General features: G+C 48.8%; 12 protein-coding genes. 5 read left to right on the top strand and 7 right to left on the bottom strand.

Annotation, left to right across the window (positions count from 1 at the left end):
• Window positions 1-40: 40 nt before the first annotated feature.
• The 3 genes from COW20_17505 to COW20_17495 form a co-directional block, all read right to left on the bottom strand.
• Window positions 41-895 (bottom strand): hypothetical protein, encoded by an 855-nt coding sequence (locus COW20_17505; protein PIW46037.1) that lies wholly within the window; start codon window positions 893-895, stop codon window positions 41-43.
• A 14-nt stretch (window positions 896-909) separates the two neighbouring features.
• Window positions 910-3,093 carry a hypothetical protein gene (locus COW20_17500; protein ID PIW46036.1) on the bottom strand — a complete coding sequence of 728 codons (2,184 nt, stop codon included), beginning with the start codon at window positions 3,091-3,093 and terminating at the stop codon, window positions 910-912.
• Between the two features lie 120 nt (window positions 3,094-3,213).
• On the bottom strand, window positions 3,214-3,537 hold the full coding sequence (locus tag COW20_17495; GenBank protein PIW46035.1) for a hypothetical protein: 324 nt from the start codon (window positions 3,535-3,537) through the stop codon (window positions 3,214-3,216).
• 188 nt (window positions 3,538-3,725) lie between these two features.
• Here COW20_17495 and COW20_17490 point away from each other — a divergent pair, with 188 nt between their 5' ends.
• The 3 genes from COW20_17490 to COW20_17480 all read left to right on the top strand — a co-directional run bounded on the left by COW20_17490 (window position 3,726) and on the right by COW20_17480 (window position 6,353).
• Window positions 3,726-4,121, top strand: a complete 396-nt coding sequence (locus COW20_17490) for a hypothetical protein (GenBank protein PIW46034.1) — start codon at window positions 3,726-3,728, stop codon at window positions 4,119-4,121.
• Window positions 4,122-4,249: 128 nt separating this feature from the next.
• On the top strand, window positions 4,250-5,143 hold the full coding sequence (locus COW20_17485; protein PIW46033.1) for a hypothetical protein: 894 nt from the start codon (window positions 4,250-4,252) through the stop codon (window positions 5,141-5,143).
• Between the two features lie 13 nt (window positions 5,144-5,156).
• Window positions 5,157-6,353 (top strand): pyridine nucleotide-disulfide oxidoreductase, encoded by a 1,197-nt coding sequence (locus COW20_17480; protein PIW46032.1) that lies wholly within the window; start codon window positions 5,157-5,159, stop codon window positions 6,351-6,353.
• Between the two features lie 61 nt (window positions 6,354-6,414).
• Here COW20_17480 and COW20_17475 read toward each other — a convergent pair whose 3' ends face one another.
• Window positions 6,415-7,878 (bottom strand): hypothetical protein, encoded by a 1,464-nt coding sequence (locus COW20_17475; GenBank protein ID PIW46031.1) that lies wholly within the window; start codon window positions 7,876-7,878, stop codon window positions 6,415-6,417.
• A 238-nt stretch (window positions 7,879-8,116) separates the two neighbouring features.
• On the opposite strand from COW20_17475, the gene COW20_17470 reads away from it, so the two are divergent.
• Window positions 8,117-9,091, top strand: a complete 975-nt coding sequence (locus tag COW20_17470) for a hypothetical protein (GenBank protein PIW46030.1) — start codon at window positions 8,117-8,119, stop codon at window positions 9,089-9,091.
• Between the two features lie 43 nt (window positions 9,092-9,134).
• On the opposite strand, the gene COW20_17465 is transcribed toward COW20_17470, so the two are convergent.
• Genes COW20_17465 through COW20_17455 form a run of 3 tightly spaced genes read right to left on the bottom strand, consistent with a single transcriptional unit; the run spans window position 9,135 to window position 12,032 of the window.
• Complete coding sequence (locus COW20_17465) at window positions 9,135-9,758, bottom strand: hypothetical protein (GenBank protein ID PIW46029.1); 624 nt, start codon at window positions 9,756-9,758, stop codon at window positions 9,135-9,137.
• Between the two features lie 15 nt (window positions 9,759-9,773).
• Complete coding sequence (locus COW20_17460; GenBank protein ID PIW46028.1) at window positions 9,774-11,150, bottom strand: hypothetical protein; 1,377 nt, start codon at window positions 11,148-11,150, stop codon at window positions 9,774-9,776.
• A gap of 30 nt (window positions 11,151-11,180) precedes the next feature.
• On the bottom strand, window positions 11,181-12,032 hold the full coding sequence (locus COW20_17455; protein PIW46027.1) for a hypothetical protein: 852 nt from the start codon (window positions 12,030-12,032) through the stop codon (window positions 11,181-11,183).
• Between the two features lie 271 nt (window positions 12,033-12,303).
• Here COW20_17455 and COW20_17450 point away from each other — a divergent pair, with 271 nt between their 5' ends.
• The gene (locus COW20_17450; protein ID PIW46026.1) at window positions 12,304-14,166 is read left to right on the top strand and encodes a hypothetical protein; all 1,863 of its coding nucleotides are present in this window, start codon (window positions 12,304-12,306) and stop codon (window positions 14,164-14,166) included.
• Window positions 14,167-14,180 lie beyond the last annotated feature (14 nt).

Genomic DNA, 14,180 nt, shown 5'->3' with positions numbered 1-14,180 from the left:
TCTATGGAATATTACAGGATTTCAGCCCTGATGTCTATTTTCAGAAATAGTTCGTAAAGCCAATATTTACCCCATGGAACATGTCTTCAAGTGTTCGGGTCAATTTCACTTCACTGCCCGTTGAGGCTGAAGTCGCACTTCCATCCCCGCTGCTTCTGAAAAAATTAAACCGGTAACCCAGATTAAATGCCAGGTTGGGGTTTAAAAACCAACGGGTATTGATTTCACTCAGCAAGCCCATGCCATCGGGCAAGGGGTTGGGGGTGCGTGAATTGGGCACATAAACCAGTTTATAACTGATTTCGCCCAGCTCTGAAATTGGATGCTTCCCTTCTAGGCCAATGCCCGCGCCAAAATAGGGCGCGGCTTGAAAAGGCAGGGGGGGCAGGTTATTGTAAATCATATTGAAATAGCTGATATAGTGCCCGCTGAGAACGATATTGTTTTTCCAGTCCTGGTCATGCCAAAGCGAGACCTTGGCAAATTGAAAATCCATCATATAGGTCATCAGGCGCACGTCCTGAACCAATTGATCCATATAGTCCACGGAAAGGCCCAGGCCAAAAACAGTGCCTAAAAATCCCAGCCCCTCAGGGGTTACAATGCCAAACCAATAATCGGTATTGACATTGAGCATGCCCAAAGAGAGCTTGGTATTGTTAAAAATATCAATCCCGCTGCTGCTGTCTTTGCTCTTTAGCCATTGGTCGATACTGTTGTTTCCATACCAGTAACGCAGGCTGAATTGCCCCTTGTATTGCCGGTTGCCAAACTCAAACCGTGCATTGACAGGTGAGTTGGCCGGTTGGGCTGTTGAAGCCGGAGTTTCTTGGGCAATAACAGGGCCTGTCAGGGCGGTTGAGAGGATCAATGGGGTGAGCAAAGCTTTTTTCAAGGGATTTACCTTTCTCAGGGTTCCGTTTTTACGACTTCAAAGGGGCTGTGCGTAAGCGTGGATAAATCTGTCCAAATGGCTTGATAACCTGGGTGTGCATAGGTTTCTTTGCTGTTTTTGAGCGCAGGTTTGAGCCCCTTGAGGGCCGCCACCGAGACCGTATACAATTCACCTTCTTTGAGGCGGCCATTGCTGGTTTTGAGTGGATAGACAATACGCGTGTCTTTGGTCCAGGCTTCCCAAACGACCTTATTGTCGGGGGCATTTCCGGCTTCCAGCAAGATGCGGTAGTACTCTGCACCAGGAACTGCTTCCCAGGCAAATTGTGGCGAGGTGGGTACCGCATTGTCTTCTTCGCCTTCAATTTCAATTGCAGTGGGAGCAGGCATGAAACTGGCCTCAAGTGCTTTGGCGTTCTTTTCACCAATTTCGTAAATATGGTGGTAAAGCAAACTTCCAGGCTCTTTGGCTGCGGCGGTAAATTGAAAATGGTAGCTTTGGCCTTTTTCCAGACTGGGCAGGCGCAGCGCGAAATCTTGAATTTCAGGCTGGCCAGGGTCTGCTGGCGGCGTTCCTTTTTCTGTTGGTTTTTTGCTGTCTTTCTTGCTTTCGTCGTCTTCACTTGCTTTTGAATCCGGTGATTTGCCAGGCAGGGTAAAGAGCAAGACTTCCTGGGGGCGCTGATCTTTGGCGGGTTTCAAGGTCAAATAGACTTCCATGCCCCGATAATGAAATCCGGGGGGAACAGTGACTTTGCCCTCAATTTTAAAATCACTGAGCACAGAATGCAGGGTGATCACAGGGTAGACCGAGCCATCTTTGACGCTCTCTGCGTCCTCTGCTTTTTTTCCGGTAACCAGTTCATTGACGGCACTGAAAAGATTAAAGGTTTTTTCCTTTTCCTCTTCTTCATTTTCAACAGGATCTTTTTCAGGCGGTGTATTGGGAGCCGCTGTGCCTTTGGGTTGAACAGGTGCAGAAGCGCTGGGGGCTGGCGATGGGATCGCCTTGGGCTTGGGTGATTCAACAGGCGGTTCAGTTTCGTCTGGAGAGGCTTCCGGCGCGGGTGTTTCTTTGAGGATATTTTCGACCTTGTCCTCAAGCTCTTTGCGTTTTTCGCTTTCCGTGCGTGGATCAGAGGGCAGTTTGACGCCTGAATCTGAAGCCGGAGCAAAGACTGGAGAGGTGGACTTGATGCTTTTGGCTGTCACAGACACTTCATCGCTGAAGCCCAGCTTCTGAATGACATAGTCCTCGTCCATGACAAAGGCTGCCAGGATATGGCTGCCGTAGGGAACTTCCTGGAGCAAATATTCGCCCAGGGCATTGCTCTGAGCGGGTAAACCTGCGCTGTCGCCCCAAAAATAGGAGGGGGAGACATGGGCGCGGGCCACAGGGGTATCCGAAGCAGACAGCACCATGCCGGTCATATCTGTGGTCTGGACGGGGTTTAAAGGCGATAAGGCAATTTCAAGCTGGCCAGTACCGACTTGGGTCAGGGTCAGGGTGCGGTATTTCGGCGCCTGAACGGTCACCGTATAATTGCCTTCTGGCACATCATTGATCCAAAATTTTCCCTGATTGTTGGTTGTTGTGCGGAAAATACCTGTCTCTTTATTCGACGCTTTGGGAGGCGTGGCGGCTTGTGCGCCTACGCCCCAAAGCCAGCCTTCTCCTGGCGCAAGCCCTTGGGGCAAGCCATTGGGGGGAGCCGGGGTAGGAACGCTGTCTGTGCCTGGTGGAATGGGCAGCGGAGGCGCAGAACTGGCAGGGGGTGGAGTCGGTTGTGCCGTTGGGGGTGTTGCGCCTGTGCTGGGCGGGGCAGGCGTTGCGGCTGGCGCCGCTGGCGCCGCTGTCGCTGCACTTGCTGCAGGCGTTGCTGTTGTCGGCGGTGGAGTCGGGGTTGTGGTGCCGGAACTGGCGGTCGGAGTTGGGCCTGCTGGATCTGTACTTTGAATCCAGATCATGGCCTGTTCAATATTTTCTCCAGTGCTGCTGTCAAAAATATGTCCACTGAAGCGAATTTTTTTCAGTTGGCTGCTCTGGGGGGTCGGTTGCGTGGCCAATTGGGGAATATTCCCTGTATTGGGGGTGGGAGCCGAGGTACTGCTCGGATTTCCGCAGGCTGAAACCGAAAGGATTGCAGCCAGAGTGGTGGTCAAAAAAAGTGTACGGGTGGCGCTTTGCTTCATTTTCATTTACTGATCTTGATTTAAGAGTAATTTTTGAGATGCTAAGTATTATACCTTATCCCCAAAAATTAGGCTGCGAGCATACCTTTACTCGCAGCCAGTCTCCGTTTTAAACTCAGAAATGCTTTAGTTCAGATGAAACTCTTCAAAAGAAGGTTCTCGTTCCTGCAAAGGGGGATTCATGGCCTGCCGCTGAAAATCGTGACGTGCAGATGCCAAGCGATGATCTGCTTGAACCTGGGTCTCAAGCTGAGTTCTCTGAAAACTCTGATTGGCGCGAGTCAGTTTACCCAAGCTCAGTTTGGGCTGATTTTCGAGTGAGATCAGAGCTTCACCTCGGTGGGCCCGTAAATCAACTTTGATCAGCTGACAACGGGGGCAAACCAGAAAAATTTGACCATTTCGGGATTTGTTTTGCAGCTCTGCTGCCTGACAGCGTGGACAATTCATACTTCCTACTTCTCCTGTGATTTTGTTTCACAGGCACATAGCGTTGGGCAAATTCTCGAGATTACCGGGTATCAAAACTATCGTCTTTTCCTGACGTTCTCCTGTGGTTCAAAAAAAAAACAAAATCAATTTTGAATCTGTTTTTATTCCTCTGCATGAAAGTATTTGAAGAGTGTTAAGATATGTTTATGTCAAGAAAGTTAATACTTCCGGTTCTCTGCGCAGTCTGTTTTTTCAGCCCTGTTTTGGTGGCCTGCCAAGTTTCTCCTCCCTTGAGCCCCGAGGTTCAGAGCAAGGCCCAGCCCCGTTTGGTGGGGCCCTTGTCTCAAGCTTTAGATTTTGCACTCAAGGCCTCGCAACAATCCCGTACCCCTGAAGAGGCTCGTCAAAAATCACAGCAAGCCTTTTACAGTGAGTTTTCAAGATTATTACAGCGCACGCTCTCACAAAAAGACGTACAGTTTCAGGCCCAGTCTCAATGGACGGCTTCGGGGTTGATTCAAATTCAATTGCAGGTTCAGATTTCTGAGCAGACCATTACCGCACAAGCGCAACGCCAAAGCCAATTTGCCCCCCAGCCTTGATTGCAGCTTCGTTCGCAAATTTTATAAATTCAAAAATTTCAAATTCGATCTAAAAATTGACCTGGATCAAGAAATTTTTTGCAGAAATAGTGTATCATACGGTCTATAGTATATAGGAAGGTGCCAGTATGAGCCCACCCGAATTAACTTCTGAAGCGATTGTCAGTCGTCTGGATCAAATTTTGGCCCGTCTCGATCAACTCGAATCCCGACTTGAAAAATCTGAAAAAGCCCTGCAGGAAATTCCAGGAATGGCGGCCACAGCCGTCAATACCCTCGATGAGCTGAGTGCCCCGCTGCGGGTCGAAGGGGCTCAATGGCCTGAACGCCTGCCTTCTGCCCTGCGCATGCTCGATGAATTGACCGAACCTGAGGTACTTGAAACGCTGGAACACTTGGTGCATAAAAAAGACCAGTTTTTACCCTGGTTGAATATTCTGGGCGATATGCCTGGCATGATGAGTACTGCTGTTGACAGTCTTGATGCTGAAGCTGCCAGTCTGAAAGCTTCTGGCACCGACCTCAGCAATCGGTTGGAACCGGTTTTGAAGCTGATGCTTGAAATTTCCCGTCCTGAAAACATTCAGACCCTTGAAGCGCTCAGCCGCTTTCTGCCGATACTTGGGCGCCCAGACATGCTGGAAGCCTTTGAAGTATTGGCTCACCATGCGGATCAGTTTGTTCCCCTGATTAAAATTCTGGGCGATATTCCTGGGATGATCGGAACAGGTGTCGATACTCTGGATGATCTCTATAAGAGTTATATGGCCGGGCACGATCTGGACCGCTTAATCGCCAGTTTGCGCCACGGTCTTTTGGATATTCATACTGTTTCCGTGGTGGCTTCGGCAGGAGAAGCTTTGGCTCGCAGTGAGCAGGAATATCAGCCTGCTTCGATCCTCCAGATGGTCAAAGCTTTGATGGAGCCTGAGTTCCGTAGCAGTATGGGCTTTTTATTGAGTTTTGTTCGCCATTTCAGTCATTCTCTGCAGGCCAGCAGTCTGCCCCACTCCAAAAATTAAGAGGTAAATTACCATGTCGAAAACCCATTATAAAATTCTGATTGTGGGGGGTGGAACCGGGGGAATTGCCGTTGCCGCCCGTCTGCGCAATGCATCTGAAAGCCTTGAAATTGGCTTGATTGAGCCTTCCAATAAGCATTATTATCAGCCCCTCTGGACCCTGGTCGGCGGGGGTGTTTTTCCCAAAGAAATCTCTGAGCGCAATGAAGTCGATTATATTCCTGCCGGTGTGGACTGGATTCAGGACAAAGTTGCCAGCTTCCAGCCCGAAGAGAAAGCGATTACCCTGGCCTCGGGTCAGAAAATTGGCTATGACTACCTGGTGGTCTCTGCTGGGATGGAGCTGAACTGGGACAAGGTGACGGGCCTGCGCGAAAGCATTGGCAAATACAATGTTTGCAGCAATTATTCCTATGAAACCGTCGACAGCACCTGGGATTTGGTCAAAAATTTTAAAGGCGGAACTGCGATCTTTACCCAGCCCGGCACCCCGATCAAATGTGGTGGAGCCCCTCAAAAAGCCCTGTATATGACAGAGGATTATTTCCGCAGCAAATCCCATGTGCGCAGCAAAACCAAGATGGTCTTCGCCAGTGGTCTTGCCAGTATTTTTGGCGTCGCCAAGTACAAAACCGCGCTCGAAAAAGTGCTCAAACGCAAAGATATCACCGATACCCATTTCCGCAATGAGTTGGTTGAAGTACGGGGCGCTCAACAGGAAGCTGTCTTTAAGCACCTCGATACGGGCGCAGAACAAGTGCTCAAATACGATATGATGCATGTTACCCCACCCATGAGTGCACCTGCTTTCATTCAGCAGAGCCCATTGGTTGATGCCGCTGGCTTTGTGGAGATCGATAAAAACACCATGCAGCAGGCCAAGTTTCCCGATATTTTTGCCTTGGGGGATTGTACCAATGTGCCAACGGCCCGTACCGGTGCGGCGATTCGCAAACAGGCGCCTGTTCTGGTTGAAAACCTGATGGCCTATATGCAGAACCGTCCACTGACAGGCTTTTACAATGGCTATTCTTCCTGCCCCCTGGTTACCGGCTATGGCAGCCTGATCCTGGCTGAATTCGACTATGACAGCAAACCGGTCGAATCCTTCCCCTTTGATCAGTCACAGGAACGTTTCAGCATGTATATGCTGAAAGCCTATGGCTTGCCCCAAATGTACTGGAACGGCATGATGCGCGGTCAACTTTAATCAGGGCAATCTGCCCATAAAAAAAGCCCCCTGATTTTTCGGGGGGCTTTTCAATTAAACCTTAAGGCATTTCAAAGGCAATCACGATCGAGGCCATCTCTCTCTGAATCGAGAGCAGAACCACGTCTCCACTCTTCAATTTATTGAAGATGGAATTGAACTGATCACTTGATTTTACGGGCTTGCGGTTGACTTCGGTGATGATATCGCCTTCACGCAAACCTTTTTCATAGGCATCACTCAGGGGAGAGACCTGATTGACCACCACGCCTTCTACCTGAGCGGGAACCCGCAGTTGCTGACGCAGGGCTGGATTCAGTTCCAGAATTTGAAAGCCTCTTTTATCGTTGAGTTCTGGCACCTGATTGTTGGTGTTGTTTTTACCGCCACTTTCCATTTCGCGCAGTTGGGGTTTGACCTTCAGGCGTTGGCCATTGCGTAAGACTTCGATTTCCAGAGTGGAACCAGCTGGGGTCATGGCGACTTGGTTTCTGAACTGGTTGCTGTCGTTGACCGTCTTGCCATTCAGGCGCAAAATCACGTCGTATTTTTTCAGTCCGGCCTTATCGGCGGGGGAGCCTTCGATCACGCCACTGACCAGAATGCCTTCACGGCTGTCTTTCAATCCCAGGCCTTGGGCCATGGAATCATCCAGCGCTTGAATGAAAACACCCAGTTGAGAACGGTTGACCTTGCCTTTTGAAATCAGGTTTTGCATGACCTGTTTGGCCATATTGCTGGGGATGGCGAAGCCAATTCCCATATAGCCTTTGGAGCGGGTTGCAATCGCTGTATTGATCCCAATCAGCTCCCCTTTGATATTCACCAGGGCGCCGCCACTGTTGCCAGGATTGATCGCGGCATCGGTCTGAATAAAGTCTTCAAAATCGGCGACGCCCACATTGGCGCGTCCCTTTGCGCTGATAATGCCTGCCGTGACAGTGGAACTCAGGCCGAAGGGGTTGCCAATGGCCAAGACCCATTCGCCCACTTCAAGATCTTTGGAATCTCCCAAAGCAACCTGTTTCAAGTCTTTTGCACCATTGACCTGAATCACGGCCAAGTCGGTGCGGGGATCGGTGCCGATGATTTTTGCTTTAAACGTGCGGCGATCGCTGAGCGTGACTTTGATTTCATCGGCATCTGCAACCACGTGATTATTGGTAAGAATATAGCCCTTGGCGGCATCGACCACCACCCCAGAGCCTACGCCCTGTTGCTTTTGAGGGCCTTGTGGCTGAGACGGCAGGCCAAAAAATTCTTCAAATTCTTCAGGAATCTGGGGGTGATTTTTTCCGGGGCTTTTCAGGGTTTTGCTCATGGAAATACTGACCACTGCCGGTGTGACGGTTTCAGAAATCGCGATGAAATCCTCATTGAGTTTATTCAGAGTTGGGACATTTCTGGTCTGGGCTTCTACTGGCGGTGTCACGAGCGGAGCCAGATGCGGTGCCGCCAGCCCTACCCCCAGACCTAACACGCCCGTCAGGGAAAGTGCCAACAGATAGGGGGTTGTTCGTTTCATTTCCAAATCTCCTTGTGATTACGGTGTTGATTCTACCATTGGAAAGAGGGCAAAGATAAGTCTTTGCTCTCTCCAAACTTTTAGACACGGTGCTTCAAACGAGTGTTCAAAAAAAATCTGAAAAAAAATTTAAAACTTGAAAAACTCACTTTTGCAGTGTAAGCCAGCTCGCTTTACATTCCCGATTTCCTACTTATAATGAGAGTGGAAAAAATCCAAGGAGAATTTCTCAACCGTCATGAAAAAAAGCTTACAAATTCTACTTTCTACGGCTCTGTTGGTCTCTGCCGCCAGCCTTTCAATTTTGCCCCAGGCCACCCAGGCTCAATCGGTAAATGTGATGCAGACCATGGGTTCTGGCAGTATCGATTGGACTCAGAAAATGATTACCGTTACCGGCAGTGGTGCCCCCCCAGAGAATGGTTCTTCAGCCCAAAAGCGTTTGATGGCGAAACGAGCAGCGACAGCCGATGCCTACCGTCAACTCGCAGAAATTGTGAATGGGGTGCAGGTCGATTCAGAAACCATTGTTAAGAATTATGTCACTGAGAGCGATACCGTGCGTCTGAAAGTTTCTGCTTTGATCAAGGCCGCGCCTGTTGGCAAAGAGCGTTATCTCAGTGATGGTTCGGTTGAGGTGGATCTTTCAATGCCCATGTTTGGTTCGCAAGGCTTGGCCCCTGCGATTGATCTTGAAAAGACCTTGCGCAGACAACAGGAGCGTTATAAACAGTCCTGGTTGGGGGTTACCGATTCTCCGCTGGCCTGGATTCCGGGGCAACAGTATGCCATGGTTACCTTGGCTGCCAAACCGAAAAAAGTGCCGATCATAAAACCTACCGCCAAGCCCAGTCCGAAGCCTTCTGCCAAGCCAGTGGTTAAGCCCCAGGGCTATACCGGCTTGATCATTGATGCTTCGGGCCTGACCGTGCAACCCGCCATGTCACCCACGGTCGTGACCGATGAACAACAGGTCTATATCGGCAATTTTGAATTGGATATTGATCGTGTCATTGCAGAAGGCATCATCGCCTATCACCGCAGCTTGAACAGTGTGCAGCGGGCAGGAAGCAATCCCTTGGTTGTAAAGGCGACGGGCACCAGTGAAAGCGGAGTTGACTTTGTGATTTCGGCTGAGGATGCAGCCAAAATTCAAGCTGAAGATGCCAAAACAGGATTTCTCAGCAAATTAAATGTAGCAGTGGTGATGTAAGTAAAATAAAGGGGCTGTCGACAGCCCCTTTTTTCTTGCGGGTTTAAGGGCTTGCGCTCTGAAGTGCTTCAGAAGCTGCGTGGGTGTATTTAAATCTAACCTTTGCATCATGAAAACCCAGATTTTCAAGCCAAAGCGTTAGCCAGCGCGTGGCCTGTTTTTCTGCCTCTGCCATCAATTCAGGGGAGCGGGACTGTTTATTGAGTTCGATTTGCATCTGGTTTGCTGCACGGGTTCTAAAAATCTCAAATTCTTCCTGGGTGGTAAACCATGATTTTTGAGGGGCGGCAAAATTAATCGAGTCGGGATTCAAAATGACATGCAGCACTTCCACTCTTGGCAATTCGAGTTTTAAATCTTTACCTGAACCTGCAATCTGGGCTTTTTCAAGATTGACTCCGTAAACAGCTCTGCCACGGGCCAATACAACGACTTCATGGTGGCCAAAGGGAATCGATGCCCCTTCACGAAAACTTTGAGTACCCACCAATTGAGCTTGTAAAACTTCAAGGTTCTGAAGATTTTTCAAACGCTCCAGTATGACTTGGGGGCGGCGGCTGGTGGATTGACCCTGAAGCCAAAACAAAAGACAAGCCAGTGCCAGGGCGGAAATGCCAATGGTCATGACAATAACAGAAAAGAGATCCTTCGTCACGGGTTTTTGCATGGGGCTGAACGAAGCTTAGGACATGACCCGGTTCAGATAGGTGTGCATATAACCGATCGTCGCCAGGGTTGCTTCATAGGCCGCTACAGGATTGTATTTGACAGCGTCTGGAATTTCACCCGTCACGGCGTGAGAGGTAATACGGATATGGCCATGGGCAAAGGCATCCTGAATGCTGTGCAGCCCGAAGCCCAATTCCTGTTCAGCCTGTTCAAACTTGCCGCGTTTGGCAAGTTCTACAGCTGCATCCAGGTGACGTTGAGCCCAGATAAAGCGGGTATCTTCTGCTTCAGGCTTGTCTTTGTTTAAATCGAAGTGCTTGCTGACCAAACCGTCGGGGAAAGCGTCAGAGTTTCCATAGACCGTATTGTTGAGATCCATGTCAAAATCGGCTTTTGCAATTCTGCGGGCCTGGGCATCTGTAAAGCCCAGTTGACGGGCAATGGCATAAGAACCGTAATGTTGTTCGCCATCTACACCATCGGGGATGCCCATGTGGAAATCGTCATCAAATAGGGCACCCATCTGATCGGGATCGGCATGCAGGAAATAGGAGTTAAACAGCGTTGCCGCATCGGGATTCCAGCCTGAATTCAGGGCTTTTGCGGAATGGGTATCGGCATAAACCTGTTTGATCAAATTGGCAGGAACCAGCGGATCTTTAGGGTTAAATGCGGGTTGTGGGACTTGAACTTTTTCCCAGCTTTTGTTTTTAGCATCTTTGCGGGTGAAGTAGTATTTGTCGGTTTTGTCGGCGATCCAATTGAAGGTTTTGGGGAAATGTTTAAAGAAGCTGAAGAAGATTTTTTGAACAAAGCGCAGGGTTTTGGAGACATTGGTACTGTTGGGCGTATAGTCAATGGTAGAGAGCAACTGGTGCACGCCTTTGTCATCCCGGCCATAGGTATGTGCGCCTTTTACGCCGATCGAGGCCAAGAAAGCCTTGGGATCATAGGCTTCTTGAGGTTTACCTTGAATGGCAGCGATATAGGCTTTCTGAGACTCGGGGGTTTGATAGGCGATGGGTTTACCTGTTACGGTTTCAACCCATTTAAAGGCCATTTGATAGTCTTCATTCGTATTTAAACCATCTTCAAGGGTTGAGGGTTTTTGGGCTATCTGGCCAGGCGGCGTTAAAGGCGTCGCTTTGATGGAGGGGGGAACTTGAGGTGAATCGAAAAGACTCAGCGGTGTGGCTTGCGCCAAACGCTGGGCAGCACTTAAATTGCCTGTTGCGGCAGCAACAGGGCGCGGAGTAGACAAGCTCAGTTTATCTGTTCCCTGAGCTGGCAAAGTTGTGTTTTCAGTAGCTTTCAAAGCAACTGCTGCGGGGCTGGGGCTTTGCAGGCTCCGCAGAACGGTGACGGTTGAGGTATTGTCTACGCGAATCATTTTGTCTCCACTCTTCTTTTTGAAACGATCTTAATAAATCAGCGGCTCAAGGCTTTTTGCTTCTTCGGTCCAGTCTTTTAACTCATCGAGGCTGGGAGCATCCATGCCATATTGAAAGGCCATTAGAGCCAAAGATACCTTGAGGGCACCGAGCTCAATCACATTGCGACGGGCCAGATCGGGTACGCTGGTAATCCCGTTTGCGACCAAAAGCCAAGCTTGATCACGGCTGACACCTGTAATTCTAAGCAAATCTGCTTGTTCTACCCAGAAAAGAATTTGCTGTTCAAAACCACGGGGAGCCCAAAGCCCTTCAAATTTTCGTTTTAATAACCAACGGCGCAAGGGAGAACGACCTGCCATGAGCAATTCATTGGCATTGTCGATGCCCCAAAACTTAGCAGATTTGCTGTATTTGGGGTTATAAAGAAACATCTCAATCTCAATATCTTTGCCATGATCGGCAGATTTTGTTTTAAAACCCTGTGTAGAAGCATTCTTTTGGTCTTCTTCTTTGATTTGGTCTGCAAGTGAAGCTTCTAATTTTTTCAGGGCATCAAGTTCAGTGGCGCTATACAGGGGCGTGTTTTCGTCTGCTTTGGGGGTAGCCTTTTGAGCCCGCAGTTCAAGCTGGGCTTTAACTGTTTCAGCGGAAACGGGTTGCAGAGCCAAAGCCTGTTTTTCTTGAGAAAGATTGTTGACGGTGACTTGCGTTGTTTTTACAGGAGATTTCTGGGTTTGAGTGCTTTGACGGGCAGCGGCTTGAACAGAAGCGCTTTGGAGGGGGGATTGGGTGGCTACGGTCAGGGTTTGTGTACCACAGGCACTGAGAACCGTGCTGAATAAAAGGGTAAAGGCAAGACTGGCGCGGGAGAAATTCATGTTGAGGCATCCTTCCCAGAGGGCGTGAATTTAATCTTTCTTTAATCTTTTATAGCATTAAACTTAAATATTCTTGTGAGGAAAACCAAAAATAATATTAATTTTTGGTTAAGGTAGATTTAATATAAGTATAAGTTTGATGCTGGAAAGCGCAAAGCAAACCAGGGTACTCTTCGCCTCTTAAACAGGCTATACTGAAACGTGTTTGCGGCCTGAATGGCCTGCACAGGAATTTGAAATTTGGCCCCAAAATTGAGCAAGGAGCTTTTTGATGAAGTCTAAATTACTTTCTCTTTCCCTACTGAGCAGTTTAGCTGCTGTGAGTCTTTGGATAACGCCGGCCTGGGCCAGTCTTGAAGATAATCTCCGCTATACTCCCCCCGGTGCAGATGCCTTTATGGCAATCAGTACAGATAAAAATGACTGGTCTTATTTTTTAGGGCGTAAACCTTTTTCAACCATGGTGGAAGATGGAATGAAAGACATTCTGCCCGCACTTGGGCAGGGGCTGGGCCTGGATGCAGAAAAAGATTTGGTGCCTCTCTTTGGCAGCCATGTTTCTGCTGCCGTTTACGAAAAAAATGTTACTGCCAAAGAAGCCTTGCCTGCTCTGATTGCCGTTGATATTGCCGATCAAAAACTTTTTCCAGGTGTGGTTGCCAAGCTGAAAGATAAAGCGACTGCTGATAAAGATAAATTGCTTCAGGAATTTGACTATCAAGGACATACTTTTTACGGCTTTGCTAAAAAAGAAGAAGGGGCAAAAGAAGCCAAAGCTGAAGTGTTTATGACCCTTTCAGGCAATACCTTACTTTTTGGCAGCCGTTCTCTCTTAGAGCAAGCGATTCAAGCGGCTGCCTCAGGAAAATCCTTGGGCACAGACAGTCAGTTTGCGGGAACGCTTAAATCCATGGAAAAAGAAAAGTTCTGGGTTTACTTTAATCCCCGCAATTTGAAAAAATTTGCCAACCTGATTCCCGAAAGCTCAGAAAAAGAATCCCAAGAAGTTATTCAGGAGCTTGAAAAATCTTTTAACCTCTACAATAGCTTTGCGATGGGTTTGGATATAAACAAAAGAGGGTTGCGTCTGAAATCCTTTGTGACTTTTCGCCAGGACGGGCCCGACACCCCCCAGCGCAAATACTTGCGCCAGGCAGAACAGGCTATTCGCAATCCCATGGCCCCCTTGCGGACTGTTTTGAAGGCTGCGCCTGAAAGACCTTTGCTGTTTGGGGCTTCTCAAGGTTTTCATCTTTTGCCCATGGGGCTGAAATCATTTTTGGCAGATCAGGCTGAAGCACGTCAGATGATTGATGAAATTGTTTACAAAGGTTTCCGTTCTCTGACCCATCTGGATCTTGACAAGGATATACTCTCTCACAGTGATGGACGTGTCGGTCTGGCGATGTTTTACCCTGAAACCGTCAAAACTGTAGCCCAGCCTCCGCATACTGTGATCTATTTGGGTGTCAAAAACAACGATGCTTTTTTGAAGACCCTTACTCAGAAATTAATACTTGATTTTGATGCGCTTGAGACAGGCGCTGAGAAAAAGGGCAAACAAAAGAAAAAACAGGCCCTGAATATTACCTTTCCGAAAACGCCTCAGGCCCATTATCGGGGAGCGCCTTTGTATATGGCGAATATGACCCCTGCAGCTCAAGGGCTTAAAAATGAAATGGGGATTCAGGCCGGCTATACCCGTGTTGGAAACCTGTGGTTTTTTGGCAGCAATATGGACGCCTTGAAATCTGCGATTGACTACGCCCATGCGCAGGACAGCAGCCTGGATGACAATGGCTATTTCAGAGCCTTGCGTGAAAAATACGCGCTTCAGGAAGATGCTGGCATGTTCTTCGTGGATCTCGGCAAAATAGTGAGTTTGGTGAAACTTTTCATGGGTGAAGATGAAGAGGTTCAAACCCTTTTGCCTACTTTGCAGGCCATGAAATCGATGATGGCAGGTGGCAGCTACAAGGACGGCGGTGCTGAAGGTGTTTTCCTGATTGATGTGGATATGGATCAGGTCGATTTTGAATTATTAGGTAAAATGCTGGGGGATAGCGACTTAGAGAACGCTGAGCCTGCAGGGCCCGCAGAGCCTGAAACCAAATCGGAGACTGAAACGCCCTGAGCCTTTTTCGGGGT

Source organism: bacterium (Candidatus Blackallbacteria) CG13_big_fil_rev_8_21_14_2_50_49_14, from assembly GCA_002783405.1.
Classification (GTDB): Bacteria; Cyanobacteriota; Sericytochromatia; order UBA7694; family UBA7694.
Note: the sequence above shows the minus strand (reverse complement) of the source record. Positions and strands in the feature narration are given on the sequence as shown.